General features: G+C 33.1%; 17 protein-coding genes and 1 riboswitch. Of the genes, 12 read left to right on the forward strand and 5 right to left on the reverse strand.

The window, feature by feature from the left end; all coding sequences use genetic code 11:
• The first annotated feature begins 23 nt into the window (after positions 1–23).
• From LN736_RS08350 to LN736_RS08360, 3 genes are all read left to right on the forward strand, one after another.
• Positions 24–683, forward strand: coding sequence for an HAD family hydrolase (locus LN736_RS08350; RefSeq protein WP_229981324.1), 660 nt, complete (start codon positions 24–26; stop codon positions 681–683).
• 96 nt (positions 684–779) lie between these two features.
• Entirely contained in the window at positions 780–1,385 is a 606-nt protein-coding gene (locus LN736_RS08355; RefSeq protein ID WP_179977816.1) for an IDEAL domain-containing protein, read from the forward strand.
• Positions 1,386–1,495: 110 nt separating this feature from the next.
• The gene (locus LN736_RS08360) at positions 1,496–1,993 is read left to right on the forward strand and encodes a hypothetical protein (RefSeq protein WP_229981325.1); all 498 of its coding nucleotides are present in this window, start codon (positions 1,496–1,498) and stop codon (positions 1,991–1,993) included.
• Here LN736_RS08360 and LN736_RS08365 read toward each other — a convergent pair.
• Positions 1,990–2,739, reverse strand: coding sequence for a polysaccharide deacetylase family protein (locus tag LN736_RS08365; RefSeq protein ID WP_150356900.1), 750 nt, complete (start codon positions 2,737–2,739; stop codon positions 1,990–1,992). The genes LN736_RS08360 and LN736_RS08365 overlap by 4 nt on opposite strands.
• Positions 2,740–2,867: 128 nt before the next feature.
• On the opposite strand from LN736_RS08365, the gene LN736_RS08370 reads away from it, so the two are divergent.
• Together LN736_RS08370 and thiI are read left to right on the forward strand one after the other, a co-directional pair.
• A complete protein-coding gene (locus tag LN736_RS08370; protein WP_229981326.1) occupies positions 2,868–4,004 on the forward strand; it encodes a cysteine desulfurase family protein in 1,137 nt (378 codons plus the stop codon).
• A complete protein-coding gene (thiI, locus tag LN736_RS08375; protein ID WP_229981327.1) occupies positions 4,001–5,143 on the forward strand; it encodes a tRNA uracil 4-sulfurtransferase ThiI in 1,143 nt (380 codons plus the stop codon). The genes LN736_RS08370 and thiI overlap by 4 nt, the downstream gene beginning before the upstream one ends.
• 52 nt (positions 5,144–5,195) lie before the next feature.
• Here the strand turns inward: thiI and LN736_RS08380 are convergent, their stop codons facing one another.
• The 3 genes from LN736_RS08380 to LN736_RS08390 are packed head-to-tail and all read right to left on the reverse strand — an operon-like array spanning position 5,196 to position 8,002.
• Positions 5,196–6,335, reverse strand: a complete 1,140-nt coding sequence (locus LN736_RS08380) for a S1C family serine protease (RefSeq protein WP_150356897.1) — start codon at positions 6,333–6,335, stop codon at positions 5,196–5,198.
• Positions 6,322–7,647: an FxLYD domain-containing protein gene (locus LN736_RS08385; protein ID WP_229981328.1), complete on the reverse strand. Its 1,326-nt coding sequence runs from the start codon at positions 7,645–7,647 to the stop codon at positions 6,322–6,324. Before LN736_RS08385 ends, LN736_RS08380 begins: the two co-directional genes overlap by 14 nt.
• A 22-nt stretch (positions 7,648–7,669) precedes the next feature.
• Positions 7,670–8,002 carry a HesB-like protein gene (locus tag LN736_RS08390; protein ID WP_150356895.1) on the reverse strand — a complete coding sequence of 111 codons (333 nt, stop codon included), beginning with the start codon at positions 8,000–8,002 and terminating at the stop codon, positions 7,670–7,672.
• A 179-nt stretch (positions 8,003–8,181) separates the two neighbouring features.
• Between LN736_RS08390 and LN736_RS08395 the strand changes: the two genes are divergently transcribed.
• The 7 genes from LN736_RS08395 (at position 8,182) to sufU (ending at position 15,158) form a co-directional block, all read left to right on the forward strand.
• Complete coding sequence (locus LN736_RS08395; protein WP_179977811.1) at positions 8,182–9,363, forward strand: DUF4317 domain-containing protein; 1,182 nt, start codon at positions 8,182–8,184, stop codon at positions 9,361–9,363.
• Between the two features lie 117 nt (positions 9,364–9,480).
• A riboswitch (SAM riboswitch) is annotated at positions 9,481–9,592 on the forward strand.
• Between the two features lie 122 nt (positions 9,593–9,714).
• Positions 9,715–9,876, forward strand: coding sequence for a YezD family protein (locus LN736_RS08400; RefSeq protein WP_150356893.1), 162 nt, complete (start codon positions 9,715–9,717; stop codon positions 9,874–9,876).
• Between the two features lie 221 nt (positions 9,877–10,097).
• The gene (gene sufC / locus LN736_RS08405) at positions 10,098–10,844 is read left to right on the forward strand and encodes a Fe-S cluster assembly ATPase SufC (RefSeq protein WP_150356892.1); all 747 of its coding nucleotides are present in this window, start codon (positions 10,098–10,100) and stop codon (positions 10,842–10,844) included.
• A gap of 29 nt (positions 10,845–10,873) precedes the next feature.
• Positions 10,874–12,280, forward strand: coding sequence for a Fe-S cluster assembly protein SufB (gene sufB / locus LN736_RS08410; RefSeq protein ID WP_229981329.1), 1,407 nt, complete (start codon positions 10,874–10,876; stop codon positions 12,278–12,280).
• Positions 12,281–12,291: 11 nt separating this feature from the next.
• The gene (gene sufD, locus LN736_RS08415) at positions 12,292–13,467 is read left to right on the forward strand and encodes a Fe-S cluster assembly protein SufD (RefSeq protein WP_229981330.1); all 1,176 of its coding nucleotides are present in this window, start codon (positions 12,292–12,294) and stop codon (positions 13,465–13,467) included.
• Positions 13,460–14,722 carry a cysteine desulfurase gene (locus LN736_RS08420; protein ID WP_150356889.1) on the forward strand — a complete coding sequence of 421 codons (1,263 nt, stop codon included), beginning with the start codon at positions 13,460–13,462 and terminating at the stop codon, positions 14,720–14,722. The genes sufD and LN736_RS08420 overlap by 8 nt, the downstream gene beginning before the upstream one ends.
• Positions 14,709–15,158: a Fe-S cluster assembly sulfur transfer protein SufU gene (gene sufU, locus LN736_RS08425; RefSeq protein WP_150356888.1), complete on the forward strand. Its 450-nt coding sequence runs from the start codon at positions 14,709–14,711 to the stop codon at positions 15,156–15,158. The genes LN736_RS08420 and sufU overlap by 14 nt, the downstream gene beginning before the upstream one ends.
• A 68-nt stretch (positions 15,159–15,226) precedes the next feature.
• Here sufU and add read toward each other — a convergent pair whose 3' ends face one another.
• Positions 15,227–16,267, reverse strand: a complete 1,041-nt coding sequence (add, locus tag LN736_RS08430) for an adenosine deaminase (protein ID WP_150356887.1) — start codon at positions 16,265–16,267, stop codon at positions 15,227–15,229.
• Between the last annotated feature and the right edge of the window lie 205 nt (positions 16,268–16,472).

Below are 16,472 nucleotides of genomic sequence, written 5' to 3' on the forward strand. Positions count from 1 at the left end.
GATATAAGAGGGAGGCTGGTGTATTGCTCATAGATGCAGTTATTTTTGATATGGATGGGGTCATCATAGATAGTGAGCCGCTACATAGAAAACTAGATGATGATCTATTAGCTGAATATGGTATAAAAATAAGCAAAGAAGAACAGCTTGGTTTTATAGGAGTTACAACTGGTTACAAATGGAATATAATTAAAAAGAAGTATAAATTATCTGATTCTCTGGAGGAATTGATAAGAAAGGATAGAGAATTGTATTTAGCTAACTTGAAAGAAAACAAAGACATAAAACCCATAAAAGGTGTAGATGAACTCATAAAATTTCTCTATGAAAAAAACTTGAAGTTGGCAGTGGCATCTTCATCTCCCAAAAATGTTATAGAAAATGTTATTGAAAGGTTTAAGCTGGAAAAATATTTTTCTAAATTTGTGACAGGTGATGATGTTAAAAACAGTAAGCCCTCTCCAGATATATTTTTAAAAGCAGCAAAACTTCTAAAGGTAGAGCCAAAGCGCTGTATGGTTATAGAGGATTCTAAAAATGGAGTGGAAGCTTCGAAAAATGCTGGAATGTATTGTGTGGCCTTTAAAAATTTAAATTCAGGAAATCAAGAATTGACAAGAGCGGATTTTATATCGGATTCCTTTAATTACATACTAAAAGAATTTAGAAGAAATATTTTTTAAACTTTTTTAATATTGTGTATAAACGCAAAAAATTACTTTTTTCGTTTATAATAGTGGAATAATGTAAAAAGGAGATATAATAAGGGAGATATAATCATGAATATAAGCAATTTTACTGTTTCCAGTGATAAAAATAAGCAATTTCTATATGGAGTAAAACTTATCCCTAGTTTGGCAATGGACAGATTTGTAGATGCTATTTTAATTTCTGCTGTGGAAAACAACAGGGGATATAATGAATATGAAATTTCCTTCAAGAGAAGATGCGGGATTAAAACCATTGTAAATAATTTTAAATTTAATAGAAAAAATTTTATGGCATATATAAAATTTTTGACATCTTTTAAAAGTCTAGATATAAAGTATAGAAAATTTGTTGTTGAAGAATTTGGGGAAATAGAGCTGGTCTCTCTCAATAGAAGAATGATAAAAATATCTTCAAAAAATAATTGCAATAAATTGTTTTTTGTAATTTCTAGAAAAGAGCTGGCCTCTTATATAAACATATTGAAAAGTGTGTATTTAACTCAAATAAATAATTCTTTTATATATTATGATAATTATATTGTTGATCCCCTAAGTAAGCGGGAGAGGGATGAGTTCTATAGAGAAATTTTATTGACCTTAATAGACGGAGCATTGGATGCAAGAAACAAAGGGCTTTTTAGCTATCTTTGCAATGAGCTGAAAATATTGAAATAGCCTTGGTAATTTTACACTGGAGATTTATCATCCCCAGTGTAAAGTTGTGATATTATATAATTATGTGTATTAGTAAAATTAAAATATGGAAGTTAGGAGAAGTTGATATTTTGAGTAAGGGGCATAGGAAAGTATATATTATAATTTCAATAATTTTATTTGCTGTGATATGCTTTGGAATTTATAGATATAGAATAGCTAAATATAACAATGGCAAAAAAAATAAAACAGATGTGACAAATGTTGATAAAAAAACAGGACAAAAATCGAAGAGTAAAGAAAATGGGAAAAAGTACGAGAAAAGTACTTCTACTGATACTGAAAACGCCGTAAAGAGTGAAGCTGGTGTTTCTGATGGTTCACAGAAAAATATTACAGTAGAACAAGCGGTGAAAACAGCTTCGGAGTGTTATGGAGATAAAAATGAAAATACTAAATTTGTGTTTGATCATGAGACCGTAAGAGATAATATACACTATTATGTCATACAAGTTTTTGACAGCATGGAGGATCATTCTGCCACCAGCGGTTGGTATTATATAAATAAAAAAAATGGCAAGGCATATGAATGGGACCTAAATGAGGATAAACTTATTCCTGTAAATTAGTTATATTCTGACACTCTAAAATGGTATTCGGGGGTGTTTCTTGTGATAGTTTTAAATTCATATCCTAAATTTATGTAATAGTCAATTATTTTTGGCAGTACCTTACAAGTGTTTTTATTCTGGCTGTCACAGTGTGCAAGCAAGAATATTTTATTGGGATTGATACATTTTTCTGTGCCCTCACTATATAGTTTTTGAACGGGTGTCCTGTAATCTATGCCATCTGATAGACATAGGTTCCAATCATATATTTTATATCCACAGGAATGTAATTTCTCTAAAAGATATTCATCCAGATGCCCTTTGCTTCCAGTTGGGAATCTTATTATTTTTGGTGCAAATCCTAAGATGTTTTTTACCTCTTTACCTGTTTTATTCATTTCATTTAAAAAAGAATCAGGGCTCGAATATATTTTACTGTACTTATGTGTATAGGTATGAAGTCCTATGCTGTGCCCTTCATTGTATATTCTTCTCAATATTTTTTCATGACCGTTTATTTTATATCCTATTACAAAAAAAGTTGCTTTTACATTTTTTTCTTGTAAAATATTCAGTATTTTACTGGTAACCTCTGTGCTGGGACCATCGTCGAAAGTGAGGTATATTGTCTTGCCGGCGGGCAATGTGTTCGATTTACCTCTTATGGAAGGTGAATCTTCTGAAAAGGATTTTACAGGAGTTATACAGTTTAATAATACATATAAGGTACATAGTATGACTAACAGAAAGTGCTTGATTTTCATTTTGAATCCTCCTATTTTATTTCTTTGGTTAGTATGTGCTCTTATTATTTTTTTATAAGTGTGATAATATATGTTATATTGGTTTTATTATATTTTAATTATTTTTACATATAGGGGTGACAATGATAATGGAAGCTTATTTTGACAATAGTGCTACAACCAGGCCTTATGATGAAGTGATGGATTCAATGGTGGATACTATGAGAAATTATTACGGAAATCCATCTTCAGCATATTCTCTTGGATTAAAAGCGGAACTTAAAATGAATGAGAGTAGAGATATAGTTGCAGATACACTGAATTGTGACAGAGATGAGATAATATTTACTTCTGGAGGGAGTGAGAGCAATAACTTTTTGATAAGAGGCTTTGTAAAACCTGGAAATGAAATCATAACTACAAAAATAGAACATCCAAGTGTGCTGAATACCTGTAAAGCTTTGGAAAATAATGGGGTTAAGGTTATATACCTTGATGTAAACGGTAGGGGGAAGATTGATTTAGGTGAGCTTGAAAAAAGCATAAATAAGCAGACTCAGCTGGTCAGCATAATGCATACCAACAATGAAGTTGGCACGGTTCAAAATATCAAAGCTATAGGAGAGCTTATAAAGGAAAAGAGCAGCAGAATAAAATTTCATGTTGATGCAGTTCAGGCTTATGGAAAATATGATATAGATGTTAAAAAAATGCATATAGATTTATTATCTGCCAGTGGTCATAAAATACATGGCCCCAGGGGAGTAGGAATTGCCTATGTTAGAAAAGGGCTTATACCAAGACCTCTGATATATGGAGGTGGACAGGAAAGAGGATTTAGATCAGGTACTGAGAATTTAGCTGCTGTTGTAGGACTTGCAAAAGCTGCTGAAAAGATATATAAAAACAGAGAGCAGAATTTTCACCACGTAGATGAAGTGAAAAAATATTTCATGGAGAAACTCAGAGATATGGAGGAAGTTAAAATAAACAGCTGTGGAAAAGAATATTCTCCTTATGTATTAAGTGTTTCTTTTATAGGAGTTAGAGGAGAAGTATTGCTTCATATGTTGGAGGAGAAGGGCATTTATGTTTCTACAGGTTCTGCCTGTTCTGCCAAGAGCAGTAAAGACAGCCACGTGCTGGAGGCAATTGGACTTCCTAAAGATCATATAAGGGGTACTATAAGATTTAGCTTTGGCGAGGATAATTCAAAAGAAGAAGTGGATTATGCTTTAGATGTGATAGATGAATCTTTAAAGTTTTTAAGGAGAGTAGGTAAATGAGAAAATTATTGCTTGTAAAATATGCTCCGGAAATATTCTTAAAGGGATTGAACAAGGGAAAATTTGAGAGAAAATTAAAAGGTAATATAGAGAATACTTTTAAGGACAGCAGGTACTCTTTTGTAGTAGATCAGGGAAGATGGTTTATAGAATGCGATGATTTAAAAGATGGTATAAAAAAGCTTAAAAATATATGCGGCATATCTGAAATATGTGTGGTAGATGAAATAGATTCCGATATAGAAAGTATTAAAAAGCAAGCTCTCAGTAATGCTCTGAAAAATGAGGGAAAGACTTTTAAAGTTGTAACTAAAAGGGCAAACAAAAACTTTCCAGGAACTTCTATGGATGTAAGCAGAGAAGTTGGGGCTTATATACTGCAGAATACTGAAAGATTATCGGTAGATGTGAGAAAGCCTGATTTCTTTGTAAATATTGAGATAAGAGATAAGGCCTATGTATATTCAAAAAGAATTAAAGGTATAGGTGGCATGCCTTATGGTACTAACGGCAGTACTATACTTATGCTTTCAGGTGGTATAGATTCTCCAGTAGCCGGTTATATGATGGCAAGAAGGGGAGTTAGATTGAATTGTGTGTATTTCCACAGTCATCCCTATACCAGTGAAAGAGCCAAGGAGAAAGTCAAGGAACTGGCGGGTGTGTTGAAGAAATACACCGGGAGCATAAGCCTTTATGTGGTTCCCTTTACAAAAATACAGATGAGCATAATTGAAAACTGCAGAGAAGACGAATTGACTATAATAATGAGAAGATTCATGATGAGAATAGCCTGTAATTTAGCTGAAAGACATGGTATAAATTCTGTAACTACAGGAGAAAGTATAGGTCAGGTTGCCAGCCAGACTATGGAAGGTCTTGTTGTAAGCAATGATGTAGCAGATAGACCGGTATTTAGACCATTGATAGCCATGGACAAAGTGGATATAATGGACGTGGCAAGACAGATTGGGACTTATGAAATTTCCATATTGCCCTATGAGGACTGCTGTACCATATTTGTACCAAAACATCCTAAAATTAAACCCAGAGTTGAAGAGATAAGGAAAGCAGAAAGTGTTTTGGATATAGATGCTCTGGTAAAAGAGTCCGTGGAAAATACTGAATTTTTTAGCTGAGATCATATGAAAATGCAGTTCACTAAAATATTAAGTGATCTGCATTTTTCATTTATTCTTGAGGTGTGCTTTTGCCGCTCAGGATCTTAAGATTATTATTTTCATATCCTATGGTATACACCACATTGTATTTACTGACTTTCGAATTTGATGTATTTCCTTCAACAGCCTGAATTACAGCGGAAACTTCTATGTTTCCATTTTCTGTCCCATGACAGATCATATTGTCTATTTTTACAGATAAAGTTTGAAGGTAGCCTTTTCTAAAGTCTTCATAGGTAGTACTTTGCTGCCAGTTTGCTCCAAGTAAAGAATAGGCAGTTACATAGTCATTGGAATTTAAACTGTTGTAGAAATATGAAACTAAATAAGCGGCATCCTCTGTGGAAAGCTTTGAATCTCCAGTTGAAGCAGTATTTTGGGATGAAAATTTATAGGTATTGGGATTAGCTGCCCAGTTGTCTATCATGGGAATAACTTGAGTTATTGGTATGCTGAAACCTATGGATTCATCGTCTACTTTTGCAGAGTTTATACCTATAACTTGTCCTGTGCTTCTATCCAAAAGAGGGCCTCCGCTGTTGCCTGGAGATACAGGGGCAGAAATTTGGTAGACATTTTTATACTGGTAATTTTCTAGGTTGAAATTTCTATTCAAACCGCTTATTATACCTGTAGTAGCTGTATTCTGAAGACCAAGAGGGCTTCCAAGGGCTATTATCTCATCTCCTATATCAGCCTTTTTGTTTTTTGAAATTTTCATCGGACTTTTTCCTTTTAAGTTATCCACCCTGACTAAAGCTATATCTGTAAGCTCACTTTTACCTATAAGCTTACCTTTATATGTTGCGGTATCGGCCATCTTTACAATTATGGCGGAGCCGTCTTTTACCACATGTGCATTAGTTACTATATCTCCTTTTGTATCATATAAAAAACCAGAGCCAGTTATATTTCCACTGCTATTCTTTACTTCTAAAGATACCACTAATTTTTGATTTTCATGTATTATTGTCTTTAAATCCTTGGATTTGGGTGTGCCGAGTACTTCAGACACATTTCCCAATTTAGATGAACCTCTGGAGGATTTAAGACTTATATTTTTATGTATAGCAAAACATGCTGTAATGCCAATTACTAAGAAGGTTATTGTGGTAAGAAGAGAAACTATAAAAATTTTATTTATTTTCATAACTATCCTCCTGCGGCAATATCCAGGTTATTTTTGTGATTTTAATGTGATGGCCTTTTGACATCCCATATTCTGTATTTTCAAATTGACCTGTGTCATTTATAGATAAGTAATTGGGATATACATAGGTAGAATCGTTTCCAAGTTCGGCATTACTGGAATTATATATGGTATAGTATATTTGTATAGAGCTGATGGGCTTTGTAGCTATGTTTTTGATAGTTCCTTTAATTACGAAATCTCCGTATTTATTTATATTAGTAGAAGTAGAAACTACCTCTACTGCATTGGTTTTATTGTTTTTGTTCTCCAGGGCAGCTGAAGCCATGGCGTTCTGAATTCTAGTCTGTTCAGCTGTTTCAAAAGAATTTTTCTCGGATATTATGACCTGTTTAAAATTGTTGAGCTTTTTATCATTTGGATTATAAACGATACCTTTGTCTATAGTTTGAAGGGCAGAGGTGAAATCATTGTTTTTCAAATATTCATTCGCAGTGTTGTAAGCCACAGCGCTTATTCTTTTTCTAAGTTCTGAAGCAGTTTCACTGGCCTCTTTCACATTGTAATTGGATATTTTGTTTAGCAGTCCAGCTAAATCCTCTATGCTGCTTTTATTATTCATTTCATTTTTTATTTGTAATACAGTTATGCCCATTTTCTTATTTTCTATGTTTTTATTTAACAGGGAATAAAAAGCTCCGGTTTTATCCGATATTAAATTAACAGCTTCGTCTAATTCATTTAAAGCCCCATTGTAATTTTTATCCTTTATATAACTATCTACGGCACTTATATGTAAGTTTACAGATTTGCCATCCTGCAAAAATATTTTATCTGCTTTTAGGGTTTCATTATTTGGACGTAAACTCAGGGCCTTGTCTATTATTGAATACGCACTAGATATATTTCCCTGAAGAGCTATATTTTCGGCAGTAGTTCTATTTTTTTCAACATTTTTAGAAACAGAGGCTTCATATAAATAATAAGTGCAGGTTAAACTCACGGCAAGTACTGCTGACAAAAGGGGCATTGCTATATTTATATTTTTATAAAATGGAATTTTACAACAGGTATTATCTCCAACTTTCTTATTTAAACTAAAATTTGTTGTATTGTCTTTTGATTTATCTAAAGCTAGGGCGTTTAACTGATCCTCTTTTATATTATGTTTTAAGGCTTGTCTGATATTATGAATTTTAATTGTACTTTCATTTAAATTTTCTATTTCCAGGTTTTTATTTAACCTGGTTCCGCATTTTTCACAAAATAGAGCTTGATTAGAAACCTTGGCTCCACATTTATAACAAAACATTCTAGTATTCTCCTTAAATTTATTAATTTTTACATCCATTGCAGTTTTCACAGTCTGGAAGGTTAGGTTTAAATACGGGTTCTATAGAAAAACTTCCGAGTCCGTTTTCGCTTCCACATAGGAATATAAAACCACTAAACTGCATGAATAAGTTTTTGTCTACTATAAAATTTATATCCTTTATTTGCTGAGTCAAATCATTGTCGTTTTTTTTATCGGCACTCATGTTGAAATGAGGACCGTGACAGGACATACCATCTAAATAAATTCTTATTGTAGAATAGGTAATATTATTCTCAGTCAAAAATTTTTTAAATTCATTGTAAGCTGTATTACTTATTTTTATAAAATTCATATAAAATCCTCGCTTAATGATCAAATTTTTATAATTGTACAGATATACTTATATGTATTGTACCAAAAATTTTATAATTGTACTATAGTAATTTATTCATAGCAAATATTATTATATTTTGTTAAAATAAGTATGTATAGAATGGGATTAGAACTTATTTTTAGAGCGGAGATGTAAAAATGAACAAAAAAGATTTGGCGAATATAAGAAAAGAGTTTAAGTTGGGAAGTTATATGCTTCCTATTAAGGAAGTTTACAGCGTATATTTAAAAAAAGATAATGGAGAAATAATAACCAGGGAACTAGAGCATTTTGAAATGATGGAAATAGAGAAGAGGGAGCTTTACCTGAATAATTTCAAAAAGGTGCTTACAGGTTCTCTGGATTCCAAAATATTTGAATTGGATTTTAAGGAAACGGATGGGAAAGAAGGCCATGAGGTTGGTGAAAGCACACAGCAGATATTGTATGGTGCTTTGAATTCCGGGAAGAGTGCGGCTGAATTTGGAGATAAGATAGTGGATAAAATATCTAAAAATTATACCTATGATACGGATGTAGTGATAAATTTTATAAAAGCAGAGTATTATAACAGCAGAAAAAATAAGAATGGAGATGAAAGTGATGTAGAAGATTATGTTCAAGCTGTGGAGTTTATATTGTGCAGTGTAAACAAGGTGGAAATTCCCAAAAAGGTATTGAAATTTGATTATACCGAGATGAAATTCAAGCCCAATTCTGCACTGGATATGATCGTGAATTTAAATTCTCCTCTAGACGGATTCATGTTTCCAAGTTTTACATGTGAATATGTAGATGTGAACAAGATAATATATTATTCTTCTAAAACGAAGCAGGTTAACGGCACTTTTGTAGAAAAAGTCCTTGAGTGTACTGTAAAACCCACGGCTGTAGAAGAAAAAGAAAGTTTTAAAAGTATACTGGGTACAGTGACAGGAGGCAGAATAAAGCCGGATATCATGAAGGATGTATATGAAAGAATAAATGAAAAACTTGATGGAGGAGATAGGGAAGAGGAGGCAGTACTGGATGTAAATGAAGTTACCAGGGTTTTAAAAGAAAGCGGCCTTAAACATATACAGTCTGTCAAAAGCGCCTTTCAAGAGGTATGTGGTGGAGATCATGAATTTAAAGCCAGAAATGTAATCCCTGATTTTAAAAGTAAATCTGTAAAGATTGAAAATGAAAATACAAGTATAATTATAAGGCCTCAAGATCTGGGTAGTGTAAAGCAGGTAATAGACAAGAGAGGGAAAAAATGTTTATTGATAGAACTTAAAGAAGATATGGTTATAGACGGGCTTAATTTGGAGACTGAGAAAATGGAAGATTATATCTAATTGAAAACAATTCTTTTAAGGATAAAATTTTAATGTTAAACTTCTTAATTTGATTAAAAATTAATTTGACCGTAAGAATGTTATAAGGTATAATTAAAGTCAATAATTTAATATTAACCCTTATCAAGAGAAACTTAGGGAATGGCCCGATGAAGTTTCAGCAACCCATGTATTAATTGGTACATGTAAGGTGCTAAGTCCATCAGAACACAGTTCTGGAAGATGAGGTAAATATAAAACTTCAACTTGAACATTTTATATTTATTATAATATAGAAAAATCCTCTTCTTCATAAAAGGGGATTTTTTAGTTATTAATTTATAAATTAATGTAAAAGGGGGCAATATGAAAATGGGAGAAAAAACTGCGCGAAAAAATAACCAGATCTCAGAACAGTACATTAAAGAAATATTGCAGTCATTGAAGAGTATAAATTATGGTTCAATAACTTTGGTGATTCAAGATGGAATAGTAATTCAGGTAGAGACAAAAGAAAAAATAAGACTAAAATAGAGATTGAATAAACTTAAGATATTATCAGAAAATAAAAACTTTTAGAGAAAAATATAAAATGATATTTTAATTATTGATTATCCTTTAAATAAATAGTAAAATGTAATCAGATACAATGTTGAGTATTTAAGTCGGATATTTTATCCTGATGCCCATTTATAATGGGATTGATTTTTGGAATTAAATATGACTTAAATACTCGGATATAAAGGAGAGGTATAATGGGAAAAAAGTTACTGGAAATAAATAAGCTGAAAACGGAAGTTGAAGGTAATGAAATATTAAAAGGACTTGATCTAGAAATTGGCAAGGGTGAAATACATGCCATAATGGGTCCCAATGGGGCAGGGAAATCTACTCTTGTAAATACTATAATGGGTCATCCTAAATATGTAATATCATCAGGAGATATAGTATTTGATGGGGAAAAAATAAATGATTTAAAGGTGGATGAAAGGGCAAGAAAGGGAATATTCATGTCTTTTCAGTATCCGCAGGAGATACAGGGAATAACTGTTGAAAATTTTTTACGCAATGCTAAGGCTGCTGTTACAGGTAAGAGAGGTGGAATATTGGCATTTAGAAAAGCTTTAAAAGAAAAGCTAAAGCTTTTAAAAATAGATGAAAGTTATGCTAAAAGATATTTAAACGTGGGATTTTCAGGTGGAGAAAAAAAGAAAAATGAAATACTCCAGATGGCGGTACTTGAGCCCAAGCTTGCTATGCTGGACGAAACGGATTCTGGACTTGATGTAGATGCAGTTAGAGTAGTATCGGAAGGGGTGAGCAAACTCCGAACAGAGGATAACTCCATACTTATAATTACACATCACGATAGTATATTAGAATATTTGAAACCGGATTACGTTCATATACTTGTAGATGGAAGAATAGTTAAAACTGGTGATGCATCTTTAGCTGAGGAAATAGAGAAAAACGGATATGACAGGTTTAAGGCATTGGCTTAACAGGATGTTTTAAAAGAGAGGTGTTTTTATTGGAAAAAGAAAAAACTCATATAGAAGATATAAGAAGAAATATTTATGATATAAAAAATGAAGACAAATCCAGTTATAAAACTGGCTCGGGTCTTACAAAAAAGATAATAGAAGAAATATCAGATGAAAAAAATGATCCTGAATGGATGAGGGAGTTTAGACTTAAATCCTTAGATATTTACAATAAGATGCCTATGCCGTCCTGGGGACCTGATCTTTCGGATCTGGATATGAATAACATAGTTACCTATGTAAGGCCTGATACCAACATGAAACATGATTGGAAGGATGTGCCCAAAGATATAAAAAGAACTTTTGATTTACTTGGAATACCTAAAGCGGAGCACGAATCCCTGGCAGGTGTGGGTGCACAATATGATTCGGAGATAGTCTATCACAATGTAAGCGAGGAGCTGAAAAAGCAGGGCGTTTTATATATGGATATGGAAACGGCTATAAGGGATTACGAAGATCTGATAAGACCTCTTTTTATGAGGCTTGTGCCTCCAACAGATCATAAATTTGCAGCACTTCATGGAGCAGTTTGGTCTGGCGGCTCATTTGTATATGTTCCTGAGGGAGTTCAAGTTGATATACCAATACAATCTTATTTTAGATTAAATGCCCCTGGTGCAGGACAATTTGAACACACCCTTATAGTAGTTGAAAAAGGAGCAAAAATTCACTATATAGAGGGATGTTCGGCACCTAAATACTATGTAAACAATCTACATGCAGGTTGTGTTGAGTGTTATGTGAGAGAGGGAGCTTCATTAAAGTACAGTACTATAGAGAATTGGTCAAGAAATATGTACAATTTAAATACCAAAAGGTGTGCAGTGGATAAAAATGGGCATGTAGAATGGGTTACAGGTTCTTTTGGATCTAAAGTATCCATGTTGTATCCTATGAGCATACTGAGGGGAGAGGGAGCAAGATGCGATTTCACAGGAATAACTTTTGCAGGTGCCGGGCAGTATCTGGATACTGGCTCTAAAGTAGTTCATGCAGCTCCAAATACTACGTCAGTGGTAAATTCTAAATCCATTTCCAAGGATGGTGGAGTTTCAATTTACAGAGGCCTGTTGAGTTCTACTAAAAATGCAGTTAACTCCAAGTCCAGTGTATCCTGTGAATCATTGATGCTTGACAGTGAATCCAGATCGGATACTATACCTATTGTAAGTGTGGCAAACAACAATGTTGATATAGGACATGAGGCTAAAATAGGTAGAATAAGTGACGATGCCATTTTTTATCTTATGAGCAGAGGTCTTACGGAAGAAGAGGCAAGAGGGATGATAGTTACAGGATTTGTTGAGCCTGTAGCAAAGGAACTTCCACTTGAATATGCAGTGGAAATGAATAATTTGATTAAATTAGAATTAAAGGGAACCATAGGATAAGGAGGTAGTTTATGATAGATAATAGGGGAAATTTAAGCAAAAGTAAGAGAATAATTTCCGAATTGCAAAACAAGAAGGAGTTTAGACTAAATCAGGCCTATGTACCTACATGGAAGCATCTTGGATTAAATAATTTTCACCTTGATAATTATAAGTTTCCTGAAATAGAGGCATATGATGCAGGGTATATGGATTTTAAGGCTGAAGATTTTGAGGGGGTAACCTTAAAATTCATGCAGGAGATTGATGGAGAAAATCTTGCTCAATATTCTAGTTTTAAAGATGCTACTTCTGTATCAAAAGATTCTGTCAGACTTGGGGAGAACGGATTTAATTCAGGAATATTTGTAAAAGTTCCAGAGAATAAAATTTTGAATTCGCCTATAAGACTTAATTTCAATTTAAATGAACACAACCCTACAGTTATAGATCACAACATAATTGTAGCCGAATCAAATAGTAAAATTACTTTAGTGGTGGATTATTGTACTGAAAATAAAGACATAGATGCATTTCACAATGGTTTGACTAAAGTATTTGCAAAGAGCGGCTCAGTAGTAGATGTTATAAAAGTTCAGAGGATGAATGATAAGTCAACCCATTTTGATTCGAATATGGCTCAGGTGGAGAATGGAGCAAAAGTAAATTGGATTACTGTAGAGATGGGAAGCCATATAAATGTTACAAATTATAATTCGGATTTAAAAGGGGAATACAGCAGTGCAGATATATATTCAGCCTATTTAGTTGATGGAGACAGAAGACAGGATCTTTACTATACCACCAATCATTTTGGTAAAAAGAGCACAAGTAATATGGTCATAGAAGGGGTACTGAAGGATAGAGCCAGAAAAGTTTTTAAGGGAAATATAGATTTTAAGAGAGGCTCATCTAAATCCAAGGGAGCTCAGGCTGAAGAAGTTCTTCTTTTAGATCCAACAGTTAAGACGGATACTATTCCAATACTTCTCTGCCAGGAGGAAGATGTGGACGGACAGCATGCAGCAAGTGTAGGCAAAATAGATGAGAATCAACTTTTTTATTTGATGAGCAGGGGCTTTGATTATGGTGAAGCGGAAAAATTGGTTATAGAGGCTAGATTTAATCCTATATTTGATAAGATTCCAGCAGAAGATTTAAAAAAGTTTTTATCTGAAGAACTTAAAAGGAGGATTATAAATGAGTAATGGAAATGTAATACAGGAGAGTATAGATGTAAAGAGGATAAGAAAGGACTTCCCAATACTTTCTATAAAAGTGAAGGGTAATGATCTGGTGTATTTTGACAATGGAGCAACTACACAGAAACCACTTTCTGTCATAAAAGCCGTAGAACATTATAATGAGAATTTAAATGGAAATCCCCACAGAGGTGCCCACTATCTTGGAGTCACGTCTACAGAGGCTTATGAGGGAGCTCGTGAGAAAGTAAGGGCTTTTATTGGAGCAGAGAAATCCTCTGAGATAATATTTACAAGGAATACTACAGAATCCTTAAATTTGATAGCTTATAGTTATGGGCTGAATTTTGTAAATAAGGGAGATGAAATAGTAATTGCTATTTCAGAGCATCACAGCAATATACTCCCTTGGCAGATGGTAGCTAGAGTAAAAGGTGCAGTGCTTAAATATATGTATACTAATGAAGAGGGAAGAATAACTGAAGAAGAATATAAAAGTAAAATTACTGACAAGACAAAGATTGTATCCATTGCTCAGGTGTCAAATGTACTTGGAACGAAATATCCAGTTAAAGATATTGTAAAATACGCTCATGAAAAAGGAGCTGTAGCAATAGTAGATGGAGCACAGAGTACACCTCATATGAAGGTGGATGTATCTGATCTTGATACGGATTTCTTTGTATTTTCAGGTCATAAAATGCTAGCTTCTATGGGAATAGGAGTACTTTATGGAAAAGAAAAATTTCTCCTTGAAATGCCGCCTTTCCTAGGTGGTGGTGATATGATAGAATATGTTACAGAACAAGATGCTACTTTTGCAGAGCTGCCTTTTAAATTTGAAGCCGGCACTCAAAATGTGGAAGGTGCAGTGTCTCTCGGTGCAGCTATTGACTATTTAAATTCAATAGGACTTGACAAGATTGAAGCCTATGAGGAAGAACTTACGGAATATGCACTTAAAAAAATTTCAGATATAGATTATGTGACGGTTTATGGCCCTAAAAGTGCCAAGAATAAAGGTGGAATTATTTCATTTAATGTAAAAGATGTTCATCCTCATGATGTAGCAACTATATTAAATAATTACGGAGTAGCAGTTAGATCAGGACATCACTGTGCACAACCTCTTATGAAACATTTGGGAATCCAAGCATCTTCCAGGGCTAGCTTTTATTTTTACAACACTTATGAAGAAATAGATAAATTTATAGAAGCCCTTAAGAATGTTAGGAAGTGGTTGGGATATGGACGATCTTAGTCTTGTGTATTCTGAAATAATAACAGAACATAACCAGGATACCACTAATAAGAGAGAGCTGAAAAACCCTGATTTAAAAGAAAGAGGACATAATCCCAGCTGTGGAGATGATATAACTCTTTCATTGAAATTCAAGGGAGACATTATAGATGATATAGCTTATGAGGGAAGCGGATGTGCCATATCTCAGGCTTCAACATCTATAATGATAGATTTGATTAAAGGTAAAACTGTTGAAGAAGCTTTGGATTATGTTAAGACATTTATAGGAATGATAAAAAAGGAAATTACAGATGAAAAAGAGTTGGAAAAATTAGAAGATGCTATAGCACTTAAAAATATATCCATGATGCCTGCCAGAGTGAAGTGTGCAGTCCTCGCCTGGCATACATTAGAGGAAGCTATAAAAAAAAGAAAGAAGGGTGTCTCTGAATAAGCTGTATTCAAAACCCAGAGCACAAATATCAAACTCCATTATTTGATATTTGTGCTCTATTTTTTCTGTTAACTGTCAATTGCTTTTGTATTGTTTATAAAAGAATAGTAGTCATTTCTCAAATTGTTTTTGTCTTCTTCAGAGGCAAAAGAACAATTTATTCCATTTTCAGTGACCTTTTTTATATCTTTGAAATCGAAATTTTGGTATTTTACAAGATATTTAAATTCCTGAATTATATCTGTGTTTGACACAGTGATATTGTCTGTGTTTACTGTTACCATAATATCCTCATCCAGGTATTTCTTTATTGGATGTTCTCTGTAGGAATTTACGGCAGATGTATTCACATTGCTGGTTATACATACTTCGAGAGGAATTTCATGCTCTATCAGATATTTAAGGGTTTCTTTGTCTTTATATGCATAAGTGCCGTGGCCTATTCTCTCTGCATGTAATATTTTTATAGATTTTAATATGTTCTCTGAAATACCCGTTTCGCCTGCATGGATTGTACGGTGAATGCCGTATTTTCTTGCTAAATTAAAGGATTCACTGTGAATTTCTGGAGGAAAATTTGTCTCATCTCCTGCAAGATCTATGGCAGCTACTCCCCTGGAAAAGTATTTTTTAGCTAATTCAACAACTTTTATCCCAAGTTGAGGGGACTCCTGTCTTAGGATGCATAGTATTAAATTTGACATGATCCCTAAATTTTTTCTACCGTAATCCATGGCAGAAAGTACGGTTTCTATGACCTGTTCAGGTTTTAAATTGCCAGCTAGATGATTAAAGGGGGCAAAACGAATTTCTATGTATTTAATATTTTTTTTAATAGCATCTTCCAGCAATTCGGTAGTCACTCTGTATATATTTTTTTCACTTTGCATAATTTTTATAGGTAGATTGAATTTATCAAGATATTGTTTTAGAGAATTGCATTTCCCAAGAACTTTAACTTGTTTTTCAAGAGTATTTAAATCGATATCTGAAGTAAGTATATTTTCTTTAGATGCAATGTCTAAGATAGTTTCGGGTCTTAAACTGCCGTCTAGGTGACAGTGGAGGTCTGTCTTTGGAATAAGTTCTAATATTTTATCGAGATTCATTATACTATTCTCCTTGTCAGATATTTTTGATATATCAATATTATATACCTAAATGTTAATATACAATAGAAAGTATTTGAAAAGGTTATATAAAATGTTAATTTTAACTCTTGATATTATTGTATTTTTCTGGTATATTATAAAAGGTTTGTGTATTGCAATATTTATACAATAAAGTAATACACTAAATAAGATTGTTAGAATT

The organism is Clostridium aromativorans (assembly GCF_020908015.1).
In the GTDB taxonomy this organism is placed as follows: domain Bacteria; phylum Bacillota; class Clostridia; order Clostridiales; family Clostridiaceae; genus Clostridium_B; species Clostridium_B aromativorans.